This is a genomic window from Undibacterium sp. WLHG33, assembly GCF_049544815.1.
Taxonomy (GTDB): Bacteria; Pseudomonadota; Gammaproteobacteria; order Burkholderiales; family Burkholderiaceae_D; genus Undibacterium.
On the sequence record NZ_CP186697.1, the window covers coordinates 1627170 to 1650001 of the forward strand.

Sequence of the window (22832 nt, forward strand, 5' to 3'; positions counted from 1 at the left end):
CTTTATGTGAATTATCAGTTACCCACCTTGAAATCCGGTAAAATGCCGGAATGCAAAACCAGAACTGAAGGCGCTCGCCTGGGGACTGTTGCCCAGACTGGAGCGCTTTTTTTTAGCCCTTATTTGCCTCATTTCAGTAAATATTTGTAATTTCAATGAACAATATCCGGAATTTTTCTATTATCGCCCATATCGATCACGGTAAGTCCACGCTTGCGGATCGGATTATTCAAATTTGTGGTGGCCTGTCTGATCGCGAAATGGAAGCGCAAGTCCTTGACTCTATGGATATTGAGCGCGAGCGCGGAATTACAATTAAAGCGCAGACAGCTGCGCTGCACTATAAAGCACGTGATGGTCAGATTTACAACCTGAATCTGATTGATACACCGGGACACGTCGATTTTAGCTACGAAGTCAGCCGCTCTTTATCTGCGTGTGAGGGTGCTTTGCTGGTCGTTGATGCATCCCAGGGCGTTGAGGCGCAGACTGTCGCTAACTGCTACACCGCAATTGAGTTGGGCGTTGAGGTGGTGCCTGTACTTAATAAAATTGACTTGCCTTCAGCTGATCCGGATAACGCTTGTGCTGAAATCGAAGAAGTGATTGGTATTGATGCTTCGGATGCCGTGCATTGCTCGGCCAAGACGGGGCTGGGTGTTGTCGATGTACTGGAATCTCTGATCGCTAAAGTACCTCCGCCAAAAGGTGATCCTGACGCGCCACTGCAAGCACTGATCGTTGACTCCTGGTTTGATAATTATGTTGGTGTTGTCATGCTGGTCAGAATCATGAACGGTACTTTACGACCAAAAGACAAAATTCTTTTTATGGCCACGGGTGCGCAACATCTGGTTGAAAGTGTCGGTGTTTTTACTCCGAAATCATTATCGCGTGATCAATTGTCCGCAGGACAGGTAGGCTTTGTTATCGCAGGAATTAAAGAGCTGAAGGCGGCTAAAGTAGGGGACACGATCACGATTGCGAATAAGCCTGCTGCTGAGCCACTTCCTGGTTTTAAAGAAGTACAGCCACAAGTTTTCGCCGGATTGTTCCCGGTTGAGGCCAATCAGTATGATGCTTTGCGCGATTCTCTGGAGAAATTAAAACTCAATGATGCTGCCCTGATGTACGAGCCTGAAGTATCTCAGGCGCTTGGTTTTGGTTTCCGCTGTGGTTTCCTCGGCTTACTTCATATGGAGATCGTTCAGGAACGTCTCGAACGTGAATTTGATATGGACCTCATCACCACGGCGCCAACCGTCGTTTATGAAGTGGTGATGGCAGACGGCTCCATTCTGATGGTTGATAATCCATCAAAAATGCCGGATCCATCCAAGATTGAGGAAATTCGGGAACCGATTGTTACTGTTAATTTGTATATGCCGCAGGAATATGTCGGTGCTGTCATTACCCTGTGTACCCAGAAACGCGGTGTCCAAATGGATATGAGCTATCACGGACGCCAGGTGAAATTGACCTATGAAATGCCGATGGCTGAAATTGTGCTTGATTTTTTTGATCGTTTGAAATCGACTTCGCGTGGATATGCGTCCATGGATTACGAATTTAAAGAGAATCGTGCTGCCGATGTAGTTAAAGTCGATATGCTGATTAATAGTGAAAAAGTAGATGCTCTGGCGATTATCGTCCATCGTTCAAACAGTCAGTTCCGCGGACGTGCCGTTGCCGCTAAGATGCGTGAACTGATTCCACGGCAAATGTTTGATGTAGCGATTCAGGCTGCAATCGGTTCTAATATTATTTCTCGTGAGAATGTGAAAGCGCTGCGCAAAAATGTGTTGGCGAAGTGCTATGGTGGTGATATCAGTCGTAAACGAAAATTGCTTGAAAAGCAAAAAGCGGGTAAAAAACGAATGAAACAGGTGGGTTCTGTCGAAATTCCTCAGGAAGCGTTTTTGGCAATTTTACAAGTGGATGAAAAATGAGTTTTCAGTCAATTTTAGGGAATTTTGCCCTGATTCTGTTTGTGTTGACGGTGGGGACGGGAATCGTCTGGTTTCTTGATGTGTTTTTTTTGTCTAAACAAAGACGCCTTGCCGCAGATAAAGCGCTGGCTGAGTTTGATGCGAGAACAGCAAAACTGGAGGCGGATGGAATCCGTGTTGAACAGGGAAAACGTGCAGAGATAGAAGCCAGCCTATTGCGTCAACCTGTGTGGATAGAGTATTCCGGCAGTTTCTTTCCGGTGATCGCACTGGTTTTCTTTCTTCGTTCGTTTCTTTACGAGCCATTCAAAATTCCATCAAGTTCGATGTTGCCAACTTTATTTGTCGGCGACCTGATTCTGGTAAATAAGTTTGAATATGGTATCCGTTTGCCTATCCTTAATAAAAAGATTATTGAAGTAGGCAATCCGCAGCGTGGTGATGTGATGGTTTTTAAATACCCTGTAGATCCAACTGTTGACTATATTAAACGTGTGGTCGGTGTGCCAGGCGATAAGGTTGTATACAGGAATAAGCGGTTGTTGATTAACGGCAAAGCCCTTGATTATCAGACTATGCCGGATTTTCTTGATGAAGAGCACCTGAATTATTCAAAACAATATAAAGAAAATCTGACCGGAGTATCGCACCGGATATTGAATGATGATAATGCACCTGCGTTTGTCCGGGATCCGTTCAATTTTCCGAAAAGAGAAAATTGTACTTACGACACTGAAGGATTTTCCTGTGTGGTGCCGGATGGACATTATTTTATGATGGGCGATAATCGCGACAATAGTCTCGACAGCCGTTACTGGGGCTTCGTTCCGGATCAGAATATCGTTGGTAAGGCATTTTTCATCTGGATGAATTTGGGAAATATTAAACGCATCGGTAGTTTTAATTAAAATAACTGAAATGTAGAGAAAGAGAAATTATGCAAAAAGCTCAACGTTTTTCTTTGAAGTCGCAGCGTGGTATTTCTTTAGTCGGACTTATTTTATCTTTAGGTGTGATCGTTTTAATTGCGATGCTGGCAATGAAAGTGGTGCCAACGGTGATTGAATACACATCGATAAAAAAGGCGATCGGTGTCGCTAAAACGGGAGGGTCAACTGTTAACGAGATCCAGAATACTTTTGATAAACAGGCAGAAGTTGGCTACATTACTTCAATCACCGGTAAAGATCTGGTCATCACCAGAGATAACGGCGATATTGACATCAGTTTCTCCTATCAGAAAAAAATCCCTTTATTTGGTCCTGCAACATTATTGCTGGAATATGAAGGTACAACGGCAAAAAGTGGCGTCTCCGCTAAAAAGCCAGAATAAACAGAACACGTATGAATCTTCAACTATTGCAAAAAAAGCTGGGGTACCAGTTCAGTAACCCGGCTTTATTGCAGCAGGCCTTGACGCATCGCAGTCATAGCGTTTTACATAATGAACGATTGGAATTTCTGGGCGACTCGATTTTGAATTGTGTGGTTGCTTCGCTCTTGTTTGATAGTTTTTCGGATATTGATGAGGGCGATTTATCAAGGGTCCGCGCCAATCTGGTCAAACAGCAATCGCTCTATGAAATTGCACAAAGAATAGAACTATCTCAATTTTTAAGGTTGGGTGAGGGTGAACTGAAATCAGGCGGCTTTCGTCGCCCATCCATTCTTGCTGATGCGCTGGAGGCTTTATTTGGCGCAATTTTCCTTGATTCTGGCTTTGATTCCGCGAAAGAAGTGATTCGCATGCTTTACGCGCCGGTTATGATTGCTATTGATCCGACAACCTTAGGTAAAGATGCCAAGACCTTGTTGCAGGAATTTTTGCAGAGTAAAAAAATTCCTTTGCCTCAGTACAATGTGGTTGCGACTCATGGCGCTGCGCACAATCAGGAATTTGAGATTGCATGTCTGGTTCCCAAGCTTGACATTCAGGTTTTTGGTACTGGCGGCAGCCGCCGTGCTGGTGAGCAGGCGGCTGCAAAACTGGCGTTAGAGGCGGCAATGTCGGCATTGGCCAAGACGCCAGGTGCGCGCAAATCGAAACCGAGATCCGCACAATTAAAACTGGCCGGAATAGCGACGTCGCAACTCGACACTGCAAGCGCGCTGACAGATTTGCAACAGACTACACCAGAAATACCTGAATCTGCTTCGACGAATCCACCTGATGCGGGGGGGGATTCAAGCCCACACCCGAAAACAGCATGAGCACTCTATGAATGAATTAACTGATAACCCTGATTTTCGCTGTGGGTATATAGCTATCATCGGCCGTCCTAACGTTGGTAAGTCGACTTTAATGAATGCGTTGATTGGAGCAAAAGTCAGCATTACCTCTCGTAAAGCTCAGACGACCCGGCATCGTATTACCGGTATACAAACGAAAGACAATACGCAGTTTGTCTATGTTGATACACCGGGTTTTCAGACCCGGCACTCAAATGCTTTAAACCGCACGCTGAACCGTACTGTGACAACAACTCTCACAGCGGCTGACGTGATTCTGTTTTTGGTAGAGGCCGGCACTTTTGGGCAAGCAGATCAGCAAGTCATTGATTTGTTACCAAAAAATGTCCCTTGTATTCTGGTGATTAACAAATCTGATCGTATTAAAGATAAAGCGGTCATGATGCCATTTGCACAGAAGGTGGCAGCATTGTATCCCTTTGCCGCGATTGTTCCGGTCTCAGCTACTCTGCGTTTCCAGCTTGAGAACCTCGAGGGCGAAACGAGAAAATATTTACCACTGAATCCGCCGATGTTCGCGGAAGATGATATTACTGACCGCAGTGAAAAATTTCTCGCGACTGAAATTGTCCGCGAAAAATTATTCCGTTTTGTCGGAGATGAGTTGCCGTACACAAGTACGGTGCTGATTGAAAAATTTGAACAGGAAGGCAACCTGCGGCGGATTTTTGTCGCTATTCTCGTCGATCGGGATGGACATAAATCGATGGTGATTGGTCATAAGGGATCGCGTCTCAAAGATATTTCCACGCAGTCTCGTGTGGATATGGAGAAGCTGTTCGGCGGCCCTGTTTATCTCGAAATCTGGGTCAAAGTCAAATCCGGTTGGGCAGATAACGAGGCAGGTTTAAGAGCCTACGGTTACGAATAATTTGTCGTATGACTGCTGTTCGTACAGTCGATGTAAATCAGCTTGGCGACACTTTCAATGAGGTCGCCATCGCTACTGATGCTGCTCTGACTCCCGTTGGTCCCCAAAAAAAATCCCGAACGAGTGCTGGCGGTATCGCTTCGCGTGAGCGCAGAATACTCAATCAGCCCGGGTTTGTATTGCACTCGTGGCCGTATAAAGAAACCAGCCTGATTGTAGAGATATTCACTCGCGACTACGGCCGTATTGCTCTTGTCGCCAAAGGTGCTAAGCGACCCCACTCTCAGTTACGCAGTGTGTTACAAACCTTTCAGCCTTTACAGTTGGGGTGGACAGGAAAATCCGAAATCCGGGTAATGACAGGAGCTGACTGGGTGGGTGGTATGCTTCCCCTTGAACGCTCAGCGTTATTGTGCGGGTTTTACCTCAATGAGCTGCTGGTCAAATTTCTGGTGCGTGATGAACCACATACGGCACTGTTTGAACAGTATGTCAGCACCTTGAATTTGTTGGCTCATGATGAGCCGGCGTCTGTCGTTCTGCGTCAGTTTGAACTGGCGTTGTTGCGGGAGTCGGGTTTGTTAGGTGATTTAACGTTTTGCACGGTTTCCGGAAGTAAAGTCGATGCAGCCTTGAATTACGTCGTCGATCCTGAAGTCGGTACGCGGCTTGCGACGGCTGCAGATAATATTCCCGTTGTCGTTGGTAAAACCTTATTGGATATGGCTCAGGCAGATTACGCTGATACGCTCACGCAATTTCAAAGTAAGATGTTGATGCGTTTTTTGCTTGGTTACCACTTGCATGGCGCATCCTTAAACACCAGGCAGATTCTGATAGATTTGCAAAATTTATGAACATCTACCCATATCGGCAATCTACCTTGCTTGAAGTCAGTCTTGATCCGCTGTTCAGCTTAATGGATGGTGACAACGACAGTTCCCTCGATCCTGTTGCATTCGCGATGACCGCAGAAGAAGCTGGTGCAGATGGCTTATCTGTCTATTTATCCGAGCAAAACGCAACTGTCCGGCTTGTGTTGATACAGGTCATGTTACGGCAATTTACAGGGCGTATCAAAATCAATACCGCAGCAACAGCGCTGGCAGTGAACATTGCTGCGGAACTCAGCCCGGCTGCTGTGTGTCTGGTCGCGCCGGGTAGCGGAATGCATGGTCGTCCGGTACCTGTCGATGCTGTTAATGATTTTTCGCTATTGCAGCCTTTTGTTCGTCAGTTGAATTTGTCCGGGCATATCTCATCCTTGTTTGTCATGCCAGTTGCCCGACAGGTTCAGGCGTGTGCAGAATTAGGTGTGAAAGCGATCGTGCTGAGCGTTGACCGCTACACTCTGGCGCGCAACGAGGAGGAGCGAGACCAGGCGTTGAATGAGTTGCAGAGCATGACGATTGAAAGCATGCGGCAAGGTTTGTCAGTACAGCTGGGTGGCAGCGTTGATTATCAAAATATTGCGGTCTTTGCAGCGATAGCTGATGTTACGCAAGTCAATATCGGTGACGCGATATTTTTCCGCGCTCTTTCAGTCGGATGGAACGTCGCCGTCAAAGAAATGAATGCGATGGCGGTCCGCGCAGGATTAATGCAGAGGGGGTGAGATGATTTATGGCGTCGGCACTGATATCGTTCAACTTCTCCGTATAGAGCAGGCGTTGGCCAGGGGAGGCGAGCGCTTCGCAAAAAAAATTCTGGGCGACGACGAGCTGCGTATTTTTTTTCAGAGAAGAGAGATGAATTCTCAGCGCGGGACAAGGTATCTGGCCACCAGATTTGCGGCGAAAGAGGCATTTTCCAAGGCGATCGGGACAGGCGTGACGGCACCGATGACCTTGCATAATATGCAGACGCTGAACGATGATGAGGGTAAGCCTTTTGTTAAGCTGACCGGCGTTATGCAAGAGTGGATGAGCTCGCGCTGCCTGACCGCTCATATTTCACTGAGCGACGAAGCTGATCACGTTCTGGCCTTCGTCATTGTAGAGAAAAAATCCCCTGCATTCGGCGCAGAAATCTGATGGATACGAATCAATCTCCTCCGTTGAGTGATGCTCGTCAATCAGTATTAGATACGGTATCAAAACTTCCCCACCTACCTGGCGTCTATCGCTACTTTGACGAGCAAGGTCAGGTGTTGTATGTGGGGAAGGCGCGCGATCTGAAGAAGCGCGTTAATAGTTACTTTCAAAAGACCTTATCGAGTCCGCGTATTGCCATGATGGTCGAAAAAATCGTCAGGCTGGAAACGACAGTGACACGCAGCGAAGCGGAAGCCCTGATTCTGGAAAATAATCTTATCAAGGCTTTACGGCCTCGCTACAATATTTTGTTCCGGGATGACAAGTCTTATCCCTACCTGAAAATTACTTCGGAAAAGACGCCGCGGATGACTTATTACCGTGGCGCGATCGATAAAAAGCACCAGTATTTCGGTCCGTTCCCCTCGGGATGGGCGGTAAAAGAGTCGATGCAAATTCTGCAGAAAGTATTTTTGTTGCGCAGTTGTGAAGACAGCGTTTTTGCAAATCGTACGCGACCCTGCTTGTTGCATCAGATTCAGCGTTGTAGTGCGCCTTGTGTCGATCTTATTGCCCCCGAAGATTATTTGCAGGATGTAAAAAATGCCGCTGACTTTTTGCGTGGACGGCAACTCGAAGTCATGCAGACATTGGAGAAGAAAATGCTGGCATTTTCTTCTGAACTGAAATTCGAACAGGCCGCATTCGTTCGTAATCAGATGTCAGCCTTGTCTAAAGTTTTGCATCAGCAAAGTATGGAGACTACCGGCAATACCGATGTCGATATCATTGCTGTGATCGTTGAGGGGGGGCGGGCCTGTGTGAATCTAGCGATGGTTCGTGGCGGGCGGCATCTCGGGGACAGGGCTTATTTCCCCAGTCATATTGATGATGTCAGATCTACTGCAGAAGACTCGATTGAGCAGGAAATCGTTGCAGCTTTTCTTGCACAGCATTATGTCGATCAGTTCATTCCATCCACGATTGTGATGAATGTCGAACTCAATGAACCAGATCTGATGCTGGCGCTTGCTGAACAGTGCGGACACAAAATTCATTTATCTTTCCAGCCCCAGGAGCAACGACGTATCTGGCTGGAAATGGCGGTGAAGGGCGCCGCTTTGGCGCTGACCAGACTGCTTTCGGAGCAAGGCTCACAGCAAGCCAGGACGCTGGCACTGGCGTCTGTGCTTGATCTCGATACGGAAAATCCTGAACAGCTGCGGATTGAATGTTTTGATATCAGTCATACTCAGGGAGAAGCGACGCAGGCGTCATGCGTGGTTTTTCATCATCACGCAATGCAGAGCAGCGAATACCGTCGCTACAACATCAAAGACATTACGCCGGGGGATGACTACGCTGCAATGAGACAGGTACTGTTCCGTCGTTATGAAAAAATTGTCTGCGATCAGGATGAAAATGTGCGGAATCTGCCGGATGTTGTTTTGATTGATGGTGGTAAGGGGCAAGTTGAGATGGCGCGCCAGGTCTTTGTTGAGCTTGGTCTGGATACCAGCAGAATTGTGGGCGTTGCCAAAGGTGAGGGGCGCAAGGTTGGTCTGGAAACCCTGGTCTTTGTTGATGGTCGCGAGCCAAAAGAACTCGGTAAAGAGTCTGCAGCATTGATGCTCATTGCACAAATTCGTGATGAGGCGCATCGCTTCGCCATTACTGGCATGCGGGCGAAGCGGGATAAATCCAGGCAGGCTTCACAGTTAGAAGAGATCGAAGGTGTGGGACCGAAGCGCAGACAAAAATTACTGGTGCGCTTCGGTGGCTTAAAGGGGGTCAGTGACGCCAGCGTTGAAGAGCTCGCCAGCGTTGAAGGCATATCCCGTCAGCTGGCCGAAGAAATTTACAAGCGATTGCGTTAGCCCAATATAATTACCGGAAATAATCTGAATAAAAACTTATGCCATTTAATTTTCCTATTTTGTTGACGTGGTTGCGTGTCGCGTTGATTCCGCTGGTCGTCGGTGTATTTTATTTGCCTGATACATGGTTGAGTCCCTTTGAAAAAGGAGTTGCCTCCAGCCTTGTCTTTATTATCGCAGCGGTGACAGATTGGTTTGATGGTTTTCTTGCGCGTCGCTGGAATCAGACTTCTTCGTTCGGCGCCTTTCTTGATCCGGTCGCGGATAAGTTAATGGTCGCCGGTGCGTTGCTTGTGCTGGTAGAGTTTGACAGAGTCAACGCCGTTGTCGCATTCGTGATTATTGGTCGCGAAATTACCATCTCTGCGTTGCGAGAGTGGATGGCGCTGATTGGTGCTTCAAAGTCGGTTGCAGTCAGCTCGATTGGTAAAATCAAAACTGCCGCGCAAATGACAGCGATACCGCTGCTTCTGAGCCCTGATTTTGTGTTACTCAATTATATTGACAGCGGTTTGATCGGGTCCTGGTTGCTGTTGATTGCTGCGGTGTTGACGGTATGGTCCATGTTTTATTATTTAAGGAAAGCATGGCCTTTGATTAAAGAGACAACGGAAAAACTGAGTTAGCTCGCTTGACAGAATTCAGGGATACTATATAATTCTGGTCTTTCGTTGATGCGGGAATAGCTCAGTTGGTAGAGCGCAACCTTGCCAAGGTTGAGGTCGAGAGTTCGAGACTCTTTTCCCGCTCCAAGTTCTTTTTCAATGAAAATTAGTACGATAATGCGGGAATAGCTCAGTTGGTAGAGCGCAACCTTGCCAAGGTTGAGGTCGAGAGTTCGAGACTCTTTTCCCGCTCCAGTTTTTAGTAATGCCTGATGTATTTGTAGTAACAATGCGGGAATAGCTCAGTTGGTAGAGCGCAACCTTGCCAAGGTTGAGGTCGAGAGTTCGAGACTCTTTTCCCGCTCCAGATTCTGAAGGGAAGCAGCGCTTCCCTTTTTTCTTAAAGTTGTTTTACCGCGTTTCAGTTTTTTGATTGAAACAGCACCCTTGGCGGGGTAGCAAAGTGGTTATGCAGCGGCCTGCAAAGCCGTAGACGCCGGTTCGATCCCGACCCCCGCCTCCAGTTTTAAGAAAGCGCTGTTAAGCGCTTTTTTTTCAGAGCAAGCAGTTTCGGCTGCATGTTGTAGAGATGGGCCCGAGTGGTGAAATAGGTAGACACATCGGACTTAAAATCCGCCGCTTTCCGTAAAAGGGGCGTGCCGGTTCGATTCCGGCCTCGGGCACCATATCGACATCTTAGTAAGTCTGGAAACCCGCAAACTTCCTCGAGTTTGCGGGTTTTTTATTATCTGTTTTAAATGCCAGATATCATTACTTCCAGATTGTCTGGTGCTTAGTTTGTCGCCATAACGCTTATCTGCCTGGCCAGTAAGCGTGTTTGCTTTTCTCTACTCACAAGGATCATTGATGTCTGCTATATCTCCTGAATGCACGGTAGTTTTACAGATTGATGGATTGCATATTGCGTATCGGCGCCTCGTCTTACGTGACTGGACGACTGCGATTTCTGCAGGTGTGACACTGGTGTGCGATGAGGAAGGCGAGTCCAAGACGGATTTTCTGCGTTTGCTGGCGGCTGAGTTACCGTACGCTGCGGGCAGACTTAATTTTCAAGGTGTGGCGCAGCATGCGGATATGTCTGCTTACAGGCAGCAGGTATTCTGGATCGAGCCATCGACTGCAGAGTATGATGAATTCACCGTAGAAGGATTTTTTTCCTTGCAGGCAAGTCGCTATGCCGGTTTTGATCAGGCTGCGCTGTTGCAGTTGATAGACGGGCTGGCGCTGGAGTCGCATTTGTTTAAGCAGATACAGATGTTATCTTCCGGTACCCGGCGTAAGGTGTGGATTGCCGCTGCGTTCGCGAGTGGGGCCGCGCTGACATTGCTGGATGATCCGCTGGCGGCACTCGATAAAAGTTCTGCGTTGTTTGTATTATCCCGGATGGCAGCCTTGGCGCAAGCTGGGCAGCGGGCACTGGTGGTGGGTGATTATCATGCACCGGCGAATGTGCCGCTGGCGGCGAGGATAGATCTAAGTTTGATGACCAGTGCCTGACCGTTGTTGTGGGCTTGTCCGCTAGTCTGAACGCTGAAAAAAGCTCACGTCAACTTTCGCCAGTTGAGCTGCTTTTGAGTGTTAATTCAAAAGCACCGACGATTGTAGCGATGTGACTGCAATCATTGCAATGCAGCTCGTCACAGGATATCGATATTCTCTAGGATAAATTTCGCCTGTTTTTGGAACTCTGCAATCGTGGTGGTATCCATTTTTTCTAATTGGCGATAGGCCATACCTATACGGGGATTTTTTGTAAGGGTATCTGTGTTACGCTGAAAAAAATCCCAGTACAGCGCATTGAACGGGCATGCATTCTCGCCGATGCGTAATTTTTTATCGTAATGGCAGCCTTTGCAATAATCACTCATGCGGTCAATGTAGGCGGCGCTCGAAACATAAGGTTTGGTCGCTAATATTCCGCCATCGGCAAATTGGCTCATGCCTGCCGTGTTCGGCAGCTCCACCCACTCAAATGCATCGATGTAGATGCCCAGATACCAGTGATGTACTTCAGCCGGATTCAGACCCGCCAGCAGCGCAAAATTACCTATCACCATCAGGCGCTGGATATGGTGGGCATGTGCGTGCTCCAGTGATTGTGTAATGGCATGCGACAGACAATTCATTCTGGTTTTTCCATTCCAGAACCATTGCGGCAACCGACGACTGTGATGGAAGAAATTTTTCTCTGTGTACTCAGGCATGTTTGCCCAATATACGCCGCGTACATATTCACGCCAGCCTAATATTTGCCTGATGAAGCCCTCCGCCGCAGCCAGCGGCGCACACCCGGAGTGATATGCCGCCTCTGCTTTTGCGACCACTTCACGCGGGTTCAGCATTTTGACATTTAAGGCAAACGACAGCAGCGAATGAAATAGACGCCATGATTTAACACTCATCGCGTCTTGAAAATCGCCGAACTGCGGTAGTGCATTGTCGATAAACGCATCCAGTTGTTGTAATGCTTCCTGGCGGTTAAGCGGCCATGCCAATTGTTTTGCCTGAGGATTGCCAAAACTTTTTACACCCGCATCAACAATGGTCTGCCACAAATCCGAATGATCATGCAAAGTTCGCGTATCTTGTGGCTCAGGCGGTGTGCCGCGCCAAGGCTTGCGATTGTCGTGATCATAGTTCCATTGCCCACCCAGGGGCTCTTTCGTGTCTTTCATCAAGACAAGATGAGTCATGCGCATCTGGCGATAAAAAAATTCCATCAGCCATTGCTTGCGGCCGGTAAAAATATCCGCTACTTCATTGCGCGTTGTATAGAAATGGTCAGTATCAACCATGATCCACGGAATATCTGAGCGGCGGCCGTATTCGTATAACTGCTGATCCAGGCGCCACTCATCTGGTGCCTGATACTCAAATACCGTAGCCTGATGTTGGCTGATCAGCGCATCAATGTTAGCGGGTATGGATTGCAGATTGTCAGGGTCATCAATCGTCAGGTAATGCACGCGATGTCCTGCCTCACGCAACTGCCGGGCGAGATCACGCATTGCTGCAAAAATCGCCAGAATTTTTTGTGCATGATGTAAAACATAATCCGTCTCTTGCCGTACTTCCATCAGGACATAGATTATCGCCTCATTGACTTCGCTGAACCAGCGATGCTGAGGGTTTAGCTGATCACCCAGAATTAGTCTGATTGTCTTATGTGGCTGAGGTACGTGGGCGGTATTGTGTTTCATTATTTGTGTGCCGAGATCTATGTTGATTTCGTGTTCCAGAGTTGCTGATATGTGCCATCGCGATCATAATCATGGGCTTGTTTTTGTATGTTGAATCTTCTGCCGTTGCGAGGATCGGTACCGCGCCCGGAGATGTATAGCCAATTGCCCTGATTGCTATAGACATCATAATCGATTAGCTGTGACTCGAACCATGCCGCGCCCGCGCGCCAGTCGCAGCCCAGGTCGTGCACCAGATAACTCGCGACAATTTGACGCAGACGATTTGACAGATAACCGGTTGCAGCAAGTTCGGCCATTCCTGCGTCGACAAGAGGTTCTCCAGTTTGAGAGTTGCACCACGCCTCAAATCGGGACGCATCGTGGCTTGGTACCGATAAATTTGTCAGACCTTGCTGGCGATACAATCGTCGGCCGTACTTCAGATGCAGAAAACGGAAATAGTCACGCCATAACAATTCAAACCAGATCCAGTAGGTGCTGTCATTAGCACCGTATTTTGCCTCATATTCTTTTAGTGCCTGATACACGGTTCTGGCCGATAAAGCGCCAGAGGCCAGCCACGGAGAAAATTTCGTCGAGTAATCGATGCCGCTTAAATCATTTCTTGTTAGTTTGTAGTTACGTGCCAAATGGCGATCAAAATACTGGCGGAGATGTGCCGCGGCTGTGCTGGCACCTCCGGAAAATGGCGGCAGAAAATAGGGAAAAGAGGAGCGGCCGTCAACATTGAGGACAGTCTTATCGGAGATTGAATCTTCATTGGTAGCCGTATTGCCTGAACGGTGTTGCGCTGGCATTTGCAACGCACTCCATTTTTTTGCTAATGCCGGATATATTTCCGGCAAGGGCGACATGTCTGCGGGGCGCGGCAAAGGGGCGGATGGTTTTATTTGCTTGCTCTCCACCATCAGCCGGAAGTGACTGAATACATCCGGCAAAGCGTCAAGCGGAATCGCTAAATCAGCGGGATTAAGTAAGCTTGATTGCCACGACGTCGTTACCTTCAGCCCGCTTGCGCGTAAGGCTGTTACCTGGTCTTGTTCTTCAGGCGCAGCAATTTCCTCACAATAAATCTGCACGGTGCCTGCATCGTTTGCGAGTAAAGGCAATACATCTTCCGGCTTCCCGGTGATTTCAAGAAGATCGCTGCCTTGCTGCTGCAACTGATGGCGTAAATCGGCCAACGCTGAATTTAAAAAAAACTGACGGTGCTGGCTGGTACGTGACACATTCCACTTTGTCTTGTCCCATGAGGAAGGGGAGTGACAATAGACCAATAATAAACGTGTTGACTGCTGACATGCTTGCGTCAGTGCCGGTTGATCTTCCAGTCGCAAATCATTACGAAACCAATAGATCGTGGTTGTTGCAGATATTGGTGTCTTCATACTTTTCGCTTGCTATTCTGACGGCACCGGTCTGAACAGTATTTCACATCGGTCCACACTTTTTCCCATTTTTTGCGCCATGTAAATGGCCGCTCGCACTGCAGGCAGAGTTTGCTTGGTAACTCCGACTTTTTTCGCATACCCATTTCTGTCGTCCTTTATGAAAGAGTCTTCAAAATTTCCATGATCTTACCGGTGAAACGAATCGGATATGTGGCTGCCGCTAAATCCGCCCCGGAGTCAGGCAGCGTGCTGGATTGAGCGAGTAGTGGGGCGGATGTTGAGAGGCTTGCTGAAAGTGTTCTTTTTACAGGGGCGCAATACTAGCGCGGAAAAAGCGGAGGTGCATTTGAGGGGGGGGGATTGCCGGAGACGGGCGTTGTTGCGGGGGACATTTACTGGGGAAGCAGTCGCTAATTCGAAAAGATTGCTGGCTCCGCGATGAAAATCTATGCCATTTTCACTTTAATTAGTTAAATTAAATCAATTTCATAAATTTAATTAAGTTGATTAATCGATTTCTGGTCTCTAGAATGAATTCCGTAGCAGATGTCAAACAAACGATGTCACGATTGATCGCTTGCTTGATGTATTCACTGCAGGTCAGTATTGCGTTGTCAGCTGAACCTGCCCTGTCCAAGTCCGAATTCTGAGGAGAAATCGATGTCAAACGAAGCAAAATGCCCTTTTCATGCCGCTGCAGCTGCAGCAAAAAATGCGGTCGCCAGCGCAGCGCCAAACAATGCAACATGGTGGCCGAACCAATTGAAGTTGAATATCCTGCATCAGCACTCGCCTCAGTCGAATCCTATGGGGGAGGCCTTTGATTACGCTGCGGAATTCAAGACACTCGATCTGGACGCAGTGATACAGGATCTGAAAGCGCTGATGACGGACTCACAGGATTGGTGGCCAGCCGATTGGGGTCACTATGGTGGTCTGATGATACGTATGGCGTGGCATGCGGCGGGTACTTATCGCGTCTCAGATGGTCGTGGTGGTGCAGGTACCGGTAATCAGCGTTTTGCGCCTTTGAATAGCTGGCCAGATAACGGCAATCTCGATAAAGCACGTCGTTTGCTCTGGCCGATCAAACAGAAATATGGCCGCAAAATTTCCTGGGCTGATTTGTTCATCTTAGCGGGTAATGTCGCTTTGGAATCGATGGGCTTTAAGACCTTTGGTTTTGCTGGCGGTCGTGAAGACATCTATCAACCAGAAGAAGATATCTACTGGGGTTCAGAAACTGAATGGCTGGCCACCAGCGATAAAGCGAACAGCCGCTATGCAGGTTCCAGCGCGGGTAAGCGCGATCTCGAAAATCCTTTAGCTGCCGTACAAATGGGCTTGATCTATGTGAACCCAGAAGGCCCGGATGGTAATCCAGATCCGGTCGCCTCTGGCCGTGATGTACGCGAAACCTTTGCCCGCATGGCGATGAATGATGAAGAAACCGTGGCCCTGGTTGCTGGCGGCCATACTTTCGGCAAAGCGCACGGCGCTGGCGATCCAAGCTTGGTCGGGCCAGAACCAGAAGCGGCGTGCATAGAAGAGCAGGGCCTGGGATGGATCAATCAATTCGGTTCCGGTAAGGGTGTACATACCACTACCAGTGGTATCGAAGGTGCCTGGAAACCGAATCCGACGACCTGGGACAACGGTTACTTCGATATGCTGTTCGGCTACGAGTGGGAATTGACCAGAAGTCCGGCCGGTGCCAAACAATGGGTGGCGAAAGATTGCAAACCCGAGCATCTGATTCCCGATGCGCATGACCCATCGAAGAAACATCCGCCGATGATGACAACAGCGGATCTGTCGCTGCGTTTCGATCCGGCATATGAAAAAATCGCGCGTCGTTTCCACCAAAACCCGGCAGAATTCGCTGACGTATTTGCGCGAGCCTGGTTTAAGCTGACGCATCGCGATATGGGGCCGGTAACACGCTATCTGGGGCCATTGGTGCCGAGTGAAACCCTGATCTGGCAGGATCCGATTCCGCAGGTTGATCACATTCTCGTTAACGCACAGGACATCGCCGCCTTGAAAGCCAGAATCCTGGCTTCGGGATTATCGATTTCTTCTCTGGTCAACACAGCATGGGCATCGGCATCAACTTTCCGTGGCAGTGATAAACGCGGTGGTGCGAATGGTGCACGCATCCGTTTGTCGCCTCAGCGCGACTGGGAAGCAAATCAGCCGCTGCAGTTGCAGCAAGTACTGGCAAAACTCGAGGCGATACAACAGGAATTCAATGCAGCCCAGTCTGATCGAAAGAAAATCTCTCTGGCGGATTTAATTGTTCTGGCAGGTGCTGCGGCGATTGAAGCAGCTGCAAAGAGAGCCGGGCAAGATGTGCAAGTGCCTTTCGTACCCGGTCGTATGGATGCGTCGCAAGAACAGACTGATGTGGAATCGTTTGCCGTGCTGGAGCCAGTAGCAGATGGTTTCCGTAACTATGTGCGTGCTGGTCTGGAACAGCATGCAGCGGAACTGTTGATCGATAAGGCGCAATTGTTGAATCTGAGTGCGCCAGAAATGACGGTTCTGATCGGTGGTATGCGGGTGTTGGATGCAAATACAGGAAAAACGCAGCATGGTGTATTCACTCAACGGCCCGAGACACTGACCAATGACTTCTTCGTTCATCTGCTCGATATGCGTACCAAATGGCAACCATTGGCGACGGCTGCCGGCGTGTTAGAGGGGCGTGATCGTCAGACTGGCGAACTCAAATGGACTGGTACCGTGGTTGATCTGGTGTTTGGTTCCAATTCACAACTGCGTGCGCTGGCTGAAGTCTATGCGGGCAGCGATGCGCAAGCGAAATTTGTGAATGACTTTATCGCCGCCTGGAATAAAGTCATGAATGCGGATCGTTTTGACCTGAAATAATCCGTCGTAATTGACTGCTAACAGTCATTTTTCTGTAGTTAATGCGTACCCATTTTTTTCCTTGCATGGAATAAGATGGGTATCGCGTTAATTCCTCTCTTCCTGAAAGCAGCGGTAGCTGTTTAGCCCGAATACCTGTTCTCTTCATTTCAGCAGATCAAGCGGGAAGCTGAATTCAGCCATTTCCCGACGCGCTCTTGTGTTTTTCTGATGGTCTTCCTTCACGCAGGCTACGATATTTTCCCTCTTCAATTTGAATAAACGGGTATTTACTCCTTTATTCCTCGTATCCAAGTCCGGCTGCACATTCAATAATCTCATCTGTAAATTTACGTAATCGAAGCATTACTTGCTTCGCGGAAATAACAGGAGTCGGCAATGGCCGAAGATAGCGATCTCGAAAAAACAGAACCGGCCTCGGAGAAGCGCCTTGAACAGGCGCGTGAGGAAGGGGATGTTCCGCGTTCGCGTGAACTGTCAACTTGCACCATTTTGCTGGCAGCTGGTGGAGCGCTCTGGGCGATGGGCGGCACGCTGGTTCAGCAATTAAATAAAAATCTGATTACCGGTCTGACGCTGGAGCGCGAAGCTGCCTTTGACTTTAACTTGTTGATTGGAAAAATCGGCGTCAATTTACTGGATGTTCTGTTGGCATTTTCCCCTGTCGTATTAGTGCTGTTGCTGGTGGCATTGGGTTCGCCCTTGCTGATCGGTGGCTGGTTGTTCAGCGCTAAGGCTTTGCAGCCGAATTTCGGCCGCATGAATCCGATTACTGGCTTGGGAAACATGATTTCTGCGCGTGCCGGTGTTGAATTGTTGAAGGCGATTGTGAAAACTATCCTGGTTGGCAGCGTTGCCTGGGTTGTCATCATGGGGCAAAAAGAGGCGATTTTTGGTTTGCCTCTGGAAAATCTGCATGCCGGGATGGCACACGTAGGCCACATGATGGCCGTTTGTTTTATGTCTATCGTTGCTGCTTTAGTTGTAATTGCGGCGATAGATGCGCCTTATCAGATGTGGCATTACGCCAACAAATTAAAAATGACGCATCAGGAAGTGGTGCAGGAATCGAAAGAGTCGAATGGTAATCCGCAGATTAAAGCGAAGATTCGCCAGCAACAACGTGAAATGGCGCGTCGCCGCATGATGTCTGAAATTCCGACTGCAGACGTTATTGTGACCAACCCGACGCACTTTGCCGTCGCACTGAAATACACCGAAGGTGGTGGTGGCGCGCCGAAAGTAGTCGCGAAAGGTGCCGATGAAGTCGCTGCAAAAATCCGTGAGCTGGGTGCAGAACACAATGTTCCTTTACTTGAAGCGCCGCCGCTGGCACGTGCGCTGTGTAAGCACACAGAGTTAGGCGACGAAATTCCTGAAGCTTTATATGCTGCCGTTGCTGAAGTTCTTGCGTATGTATTCCAGCTTCGCAGTTACCGAGAACGTGGTGGCATCAGACCGGAAGAACCACGTGAATTACAAGTTCCAGCAGAGTTAGACCCGAATAATCAAGTAGGAGTAGCAGTATGAACAGCCTGAAATTACCTTTGTGGATGAACGGGCTCAATGGGAGGGCGCTGGCAGCGCCTGTCTTGATTATTCTGATGCTGGCCATGATGGTGTTGCCGTTGCCGGCGTTTATTCTTGACGTCTTTTTCAGCTTCAATATCGCGATTGCGATCATTGTTTTGCTGACGAGTTTGTACACAGTGAAGCCGCTGGACTTTATGGTGTTCCCAACAGTACTGCTGGTCAGCACTATGCTGCGTTTATCGCTCAACGTTGCGTCTACCCGTGTTGTGTTGACAGAGGGGCATACAGGCCCGGACGCTGCAGGTAAGGTGATTGAGGCTTTTGGTCATTTTCTGATTGGTGGAAATTACACCGTCGGTATCGTGGTGTTTGTGATTCTGACGATCATTAACTTCACCGTGGTGACAAAAGGCGCGGGTCGTATCGCTGAAGTGGGCGCGCGTTTTGCGTTGGATGCGATGCCTGGTAAGCAAATGGCGATTGATGCTGATCTGAATGCTGGTCTGATTGCTGAGCAGGAAGCGCGTCGCCGCCGTACCGAAGTCGCTCAGGAAGCTGAATTCTACGGTGCGATGGACGGTGCGTCTAAATACGTGCGCGGTGATGCAGTTGCCGGGATCATGGTAACGGTGATTAATATCGTCGGTGGCCTGATTGTGGGGATGGTGCAGCACGATCTGGACTTTGGTTCCGCGCTGAAGAATTACACTTTGCTGGCCATCGGTGATGGTCTGGTTGCGCAGATTCCATCGTTGATTATTTCTACTGCTGCTGGTGTGGTTGTCTCGCGTGTCGCCAGTGAGCAAGATATCAGTGGTCAGTTGATCGGGCAGTTATTTGCTAAGCCACAGGTGATGTTTATTACGGCTGGCATTATCGGTGGCATGGGTATTATTCCCGGTATGCCACACATCGCCTTTGTACTGTTGGCCGGATTACTGGCTGGCGCTGGCTATCTTGCACGTCAGAAGGCGCAACAGGCAGCAGGTATTTCTCCTGCTGATGCAGCGGCACAGGCGGAAGCGCAGAATGCGCCGGCGCCCGAGGTCGAAGAAGCGACATGGCAGGATATTCTGCCCGTGGATACGCTGGGGCTGGAGGTTGGTTATCGTCTGATTCCTTTGGTCGATAAATCGCAGGGCGGTGAGTTGCTGCGTCGTATTAAGGGAATACGTAAAAAATTCGCGCAAGAGGTGGGATTTTTATCACCGCCGGTACACATTCGCGACAATCTTGAACTGAAGCCATCGGCTTACCGCATCGCGTTGAAAGGTGTTGAGGTCGGCGCTGGTGAAGCGATGAATGGCCAATATCTGGCGATTAATCCCGGCATGGTTTCCGGTCCTTTGCCGGGTGTGGAAACGACTGATCCGGCGTTTGGTTTGCCTGCGATCTGGATTGATGCCAGTGCGCGCGAACAAGCGCAAGCGATGGGATATACCGTGGTTGATGCCGGCACAGTGATTGCCACTCATCTGAATCATCTGATCACTACACATGCCGCTGAATTGTTAGGTCGTCAGGAAGTGCAGCAGTTGCTGGATCATCTTGCAAAAGAAATGCCGAAAATGGTTGAGGATCTGGTGCCTAAACTGATTCCTTTGTCGGTACTGCAAAAAGTCTTGCAAAACCTGCTGCTGGAAGGTGTACATATCCGTGACATGCGTACCATTATCGAGACCTTGTCTGAGCAGGCGATGCATACTCAGGATGCCAATGAACTGACTGCGCAAGTTCGTATAGCGCTTGGCCGTGCGATTGTTCAGCAAATTTTCCCGGCAACAAATGAACTGACCGTGATGACTCTGGATAGTCGCCTGGAACGTTTGCTGATGCAGGCGATCCATGCCGGTGGTGGTGATGGCGCCGCGCTGGAACCTGGTCTGGCTGAGGCGCTGACAACACAAACAGAAACTGCTGCAAAACATCAGGAAGAAATGGGCATGACGCCAGTCCTGCTGGTGCCCGCACCACTGCGTGCTTTGCTGTCTAAATTCTTACGCCGTACATTGCCGCAACTTAAAGTGTTGTCGCATGCCGAATTACCTGAAACAAAAACCATTAGAGTTACCAGCCTTGTTGGAGGGCAATCATGAACGTCAGAAAATTTACTGCTAATACCTCGCGCGAGGCGCTTCGCTTGTTAAGGGAAGCATTGGGGGCAGATGCGGTGATTTTGTCCAACCGGAGTGTAAACGGTAAGGTCGAGATTATGGCGATGGCGGATGAGACGATACAGTCGATTGCGCCAGCGAAGGATGAACGCGAGATCTTGCCGGAAAGCATAAGAATGGCACCACCGGTGCAGCACGAGCCTCGGATCTTCGCGCCACGCGGAATGGGTGTGGAGTCAGGTGGATATACTTCAGCCCCAGCTTCTGTTGCCGGGGAATTAAGTGATGTGATGAACGAGATCCGTTCTATGCGTAGTATGCTGGAGTCACAACTGGCAGAATTGTCATGGGCGAACACGCAAAAACGCGAACCTCACAAAGCGCTGGTATTGAAGGAAATGCTGGCGACAGGCCTGAGTGCCAGCTTGTCGCGATTCATGGTTGCAAAGTTGCCGGAGAATGAAACAGGTGACCAGGGTATTGAATGGATAAAATCGATTCTGGCCCGCAACCTGACGACAATAGATAACGAGAATGAAATTTTAGAAAAAGGTGGCGTCTATGCCCTGGTCGGACCAACTGGTGTGGGCAAGACGACGACGACAGCAAAACTGGCAGCGCGCTGTGTGATGCGTCACGGCCCGTCTAAACTGGCGTTGATTACAACCGATGGCTATCGTATCGGTGGCTATGAACAGCTGCGAATCTATGGGAAAATTCTCGGAGTGATGGTTCACGCGGTCAAAGATGAGAGTGATTTGCGTATAGCTTTGTCCGAACTCAAGAATAAACATACCGTTTTAATTGATACTGTCGGTGTCAGTCAGCGCGATAAGATGGTGACCGATCAGGTCGCAATGTTGTCGGGTCCGGGTACGGATGTGAAGCGCCTTTTGTGCCTGAATGCTACGTCAACTGGCGAAACACTGAGTGAAGTGGTGAGAGCCTATCAGGGAACCGGTCTGGCAGGCTGCATTCTGACCAAACTTGACGAGGCTGCAACGATAGGTGGTGTGCTCGATATTGTGATACGTCAGAAACTGAGTCTGTATTACATTGCGAACGGACAGCGCGTGCCGGAAGATTTACACGTGGCAAACAAGCAGTACCTGATTGATCGCGCCTTTAAGTTGAAACGTGAAACGGCGCCGTTCCGTTACCTGGATGAAGAGCTGCCTTTGCTGATGGCTGGTGTCGGATCTGCTGCAACTGGTGGACAAGCGGCTGCGCGGGAGGTGTCTCTTGGCTAATGTTGATCAGGCAGAGGGACTGCGTCGCATGCTGGCTGGACCAAAGCCGCGTGTATTTACTTTTTTATCAGCGTTGAAAGACAATGAAAAAAGCGAAATGCTGGTGAATCTGGGTGTGTCAGTAGCGCGGCAGGGACAGCAAATTTTGATGGTTGATGCACGTTCGTCTTCTGATAGTGTAGGCGCGTGGTTCAATGCGAGCAGAGAGCGCACCTTGTTGGATGTAGCGCAACAACAGCGTACAATGCACGAGGCAGTAAAAATGGTTGCGTCTGGCTTGTCAGTATCGATGTTATCGCGTCAGAGGGCTTTGTCGTCCAGCTTGTCTGCCGAGAATTCGAGACGATTGTCGAGAGTATTTGATCTGGCAGTACATCGTGCCGATATGGTCGTGGTTGATTGTGATCTCGATGCCTGCGATGCGTTTCCACTTGCATCTCTGGATGATAGTGAAGTGGTGATTCAGGTTTCTTCAGATCCGTCAGCAATCAAATCTGCGTATGGACTGATTAAGCGTATGAGTGCTCGTCTGGGGCGACGCTCTTTTAGTATTTTGGTGTCCGGTGTATCTGAGAAAGAAGCAATGTTGATTTATACGAATATGGCTCAGGCGTCTCAACGATATCTTGCGGTACCCTTAAATTTCATTGGTTATGTGCCGGATGATGAATTCGTCAGAAGAGCTGCTCATCAGGGGCGGTCAGTGATCGACGCTTTTCCAAAAGCGCGCTCTTCCATGGCTTTTTTTCAACTGGCAGAGCGGCTTGCTGTCAGTGCGCGATCTGCATTGTGTCTGGACAGTGTATCCGGACAACAGGGCGTCGCTCTCGGAATCTAATTGGA

General features: G+C 49.0%; 19 protein-coding genes and 5 tRNA genes. 21 read left to right on the forward strand and 3 right to left on the reverse strand.

The genetic code is table 11. The features are described from left to right. Positions 1-155: 155 nt before the first annotated feature. The 16 genes from lepA (at position 156) to ACOTSW_RS07470 (ending at position 11103) form a co-directional block, all read left to right on the forward strand. A complete protein-coding gene (lepA, locus tag ACOTSW_RS07395; RefSeq protein WP_423681926.1) occupies positions 156-1949 on the forward strand; it encodes a translation elongation factor 4 in 1794 nt (597 codons plus the stop codon). Then, the gene (gene lepB, locus ACOTSW_RS07400; RefSeq protein WP_423681928.1) at positions 1946-2857 is read left to right on the forward strand and encodes a signal peptidase I; all 912 of its coding nucleotides are present in this window, start codon (positions 1946-1948) and stop codon (positions 2855-2857) included. Before lepA ends, lepB begins: the two co-directional genes overlap by 4 nt. Positions 2858-2886: 29 nt before the next feature. Beyond that, entirely contained in the window at positions 2887-3282 is a 396-nt protein-coding gene (locus tag ACOTSW_RS07405; protein ID WP_423681930.1) for a DUF4845 domain-containing protein, read from the forward strand. Between the two features lie 11 nt (positions 3283-3293). Beyond that, the gene (gene rnc / locus ACOTSW_RS07410; RefSeq protein ID WP_423681932.1) at positions 3294-4160 is read left to right on the forward strand and encodes a ribonuclease III; all 867 of its coding nucleotides are present in this window, start codon (positions 3294-3296) and stop codon (positions 4158-4160) included. A 7-nt stretch (positions 4161-4167) separates the two neighbouring features. After that, entirely contained in the window at positions 4168-5070 is a 903-nt protein-coding gene (gene era / locus ACOTSW_RS07415) for a GTPase Era (protein ID WP_423681934.1), read from the forward strand. An 8-nt stretch (positions 5071-5078) separates the two neighbouring features. Beyond that, on the forward strand, positions 5079-5927 hold the full coding sequence (gene recO / locus ACOTSW_RS07420) for a DNA repair protein RecO (protein ID WP_423681936.1): 849 nt from the start codon (positions 5079-5081) through the stop codon (positions 5925-5927). Further along, positions 5924-6685, forward strand: a complete 762-nt coding sequence (locus tag ACOTSW_RS07425) for a pyridoxine 5'-phosphate synthase (protein WP_423681937.1) — start codon at positions 5924-5926, stop codon at positions 6683-6685. The genes recO and ACOTSW_RS07425 overlap by 4 nt, the downstream gene beginning before the upstream one ends. Before the next feature lies 1 nt (position 6686). Then, positions 6687-7103 carry a holo-ACP synthase gene (acpS, locus tag ACOTSW_RS07430; protein WP_423681938.1) on the forward strand — a complete coding sequence of 139 codons (417 nt, stop codon included), beginning with the start codon at positions 6687-6689 and terminating at the stop codon, positions 7101-7103. Further along, positions 7103-8980 carry an excinuclease ABC subunit UvrC gene (gene uvrC, locus ACOTSW_RS07435; protein ID WP_423681939.1) on the forward strand — a complete coding sequence of 626 codons (1878 nt, stop codon included), beginning with the start codon at positions 7103-7105 and terminating at the stop codon, positions 8978-8980. The genes acpS and uvrC overlap by 1 nt, the downstream gene beginning before the upstream one ends. Before the next feature lie 38 nt (positions 8981-9018). Continuing rightward, positions 9019-9606, forward strand: coding sequence for a CDP-diacylglycerol--glycerol-3-phosphate 3-phosphatidyltransferase (gene pgsA, locus ACOTSW_RS07440; protein ID WP_423681940.1), 588 nt, complete (start codon positions 9019-9021; stop codon positions 9604-9606). 50 nt (positions 9607-9656) lie between these two features. Next, positions 9657-9732 (forward strand) — tRNA-Gly (locus ACOTSW_RS07445). Between the two features lie 32 nt (positions 9733-9764). After that, a tRNA-Gly gene (locus ACOTSW_RS07450) sits at positions 9765-9840 on the forward strand. A 36-nt stretch (positions 9841-9876) separates the two neighbouring features. Beyond that, positions 9877-9952, forward strand: a tRNA-Gly gene (locus ACOTSW_RS07455). 82 nt (positions 9953-10034) lie between these two features. Further along, a tRNA-Cys gene (locus ACOTSW_RS07460) sits at positions 10035-10108 on the forward strand. Between the two features lie 70 nt (positions 10109-10178). Then, positions 10179-10271: transfer RNA gene (locus tag ACOTSW_RS07465), tRNA-Leu, on the forward strand. Between the two features lie 181 nt (positions 10272-10452). Beyond that, positions 10453-11103, forward strand: coding sequence for an ABC transporter ATP-binding protein (locus ACOTSW_RS07470; RefSeq protein WP_423681941.1), 651 nt, complete (start codon positions 10453-10455; stop codon positions 11101-11103). 140 nt (positions 11104-11243) lie between these two features. Here ACOTSW_RS07470 and ACOTSW_RS07475 read toward each other — a convergent pair whose 3' ends face one another. Genes ACOTSW_RS07475 through ACOTSW_RS07485 form a run of 3 tightly spaced genes read right to left on the reverse strand, consistent with a single transcriptional unit; the run spans position 11244 to position 14343 of the window. Further along, positions 11244-12806 carry a cryptochrome/photolyase family protein gene (locus ACOTSW_RS07475; RefSeq protein ID WP_423681942.1) on the reverse strand — a complete coding sequence of 521 codons (1563 nt, stop codon included), beginning with the start codon at positions 12804-12806 and terminating at the stop codon, positions 11244-11246. A 17-nt stretch (positions 12807-12823) separates the two neighbouring features. Next, a complete protein-coding gene (locus tag ACOTSW_RS07480) occupies positions 12824-14197 on the reverse strand; it encodes a DASH family cryptochrome (RefSeq protein ID WP_423681943.1) in 1374 nt (457 codons plus the stop codon). Beyond that, on the reverse strand, positions 14194-14343 hold the full coding sequence (locus tag ACOTSW_RS07485; protein WP_423681944.1) for a DUF2256 domain-containing protein: 150 nt from the start codon (positions 14341-14343) through the stop codon (positions 14194-14196). Before ACOTSW_RS07485 ends, ACOTSW_RS07480 begins: the two co-directional genes overlap by 4 nt. A gap of 517 nt (positions 14344-14860) precedes the next feature. On the opposite strand from ACOTSW_RS07485, the gene katG reads away from it, so the two are divergent. From katG to ACOTSW_RS07510, 5 genes are all read left to right on the forward strand, one after another. Further along, a complete protein-coding gene (gene katG / locus ACOTSW_RS07490; RefSeq protein ID WP_423681945.1) occupies positions 14861-17092 on the forward strand; it encodes a catalase/peroxidase HPI in 2232 nt (743 codons plus the stop codon). A gap of 378 nt (positions 17093-17470) precedes the next feature. Beyond that, the gene (gene flhB / locus ACOTSW_RS07495) at positions 17471-18622 is read left to right on the forward strand and encodes a flagellar biosynthesis protein FlhB (RefSeq protein ID WP_423681946.1); all 1152 of its coding nucleotides are present in this window, start codon (positions 17471-17473) and stop codon (positions 18620-18622) included. Beyond that, a complete protein-coding gene (flhA, locus tag ACOTSW_RS07500; protein WP_423681947.1) occupies positions 18619-20721 on the forward strand; it encodes a flagellar biosynthesis protein FlhA in 2103 nt (700 codons plus the stop codon). Before flhB ends, flhA begins: the two co-directional genes overlap by 4 nt. Next, positions 20718-21989, forward strand: a complete 1272-nt coding sequence (gene flhF, locus ACOTSW_RS07505) for a flagellar biosynthesis protein FlhF (protein ID WP_423681948.1) — start codon at positions 20718-20720, stop codon at positions 21987-21989. Before flhA ends, flhF begins: the two co-directional genes overlap by 4 nt. Continuing rightward, positions 21982-22827 (forward strand): MinD/ParA family ATP-binding protein, encoded by an 846-nt coding sequence (locus ACOTSW_RS07510; RefSeq protein WP_423681949.1) that lies wholly within the window; start codon positions 21982-21984, stop codon positions 22825-22827. The genes flhF and ACOTSW_RS07510 overlap by 8 nt, the downstream gene beginning before the upstream one ends. Positions 22828-22832: the final 5 nt, after the last annotated feature.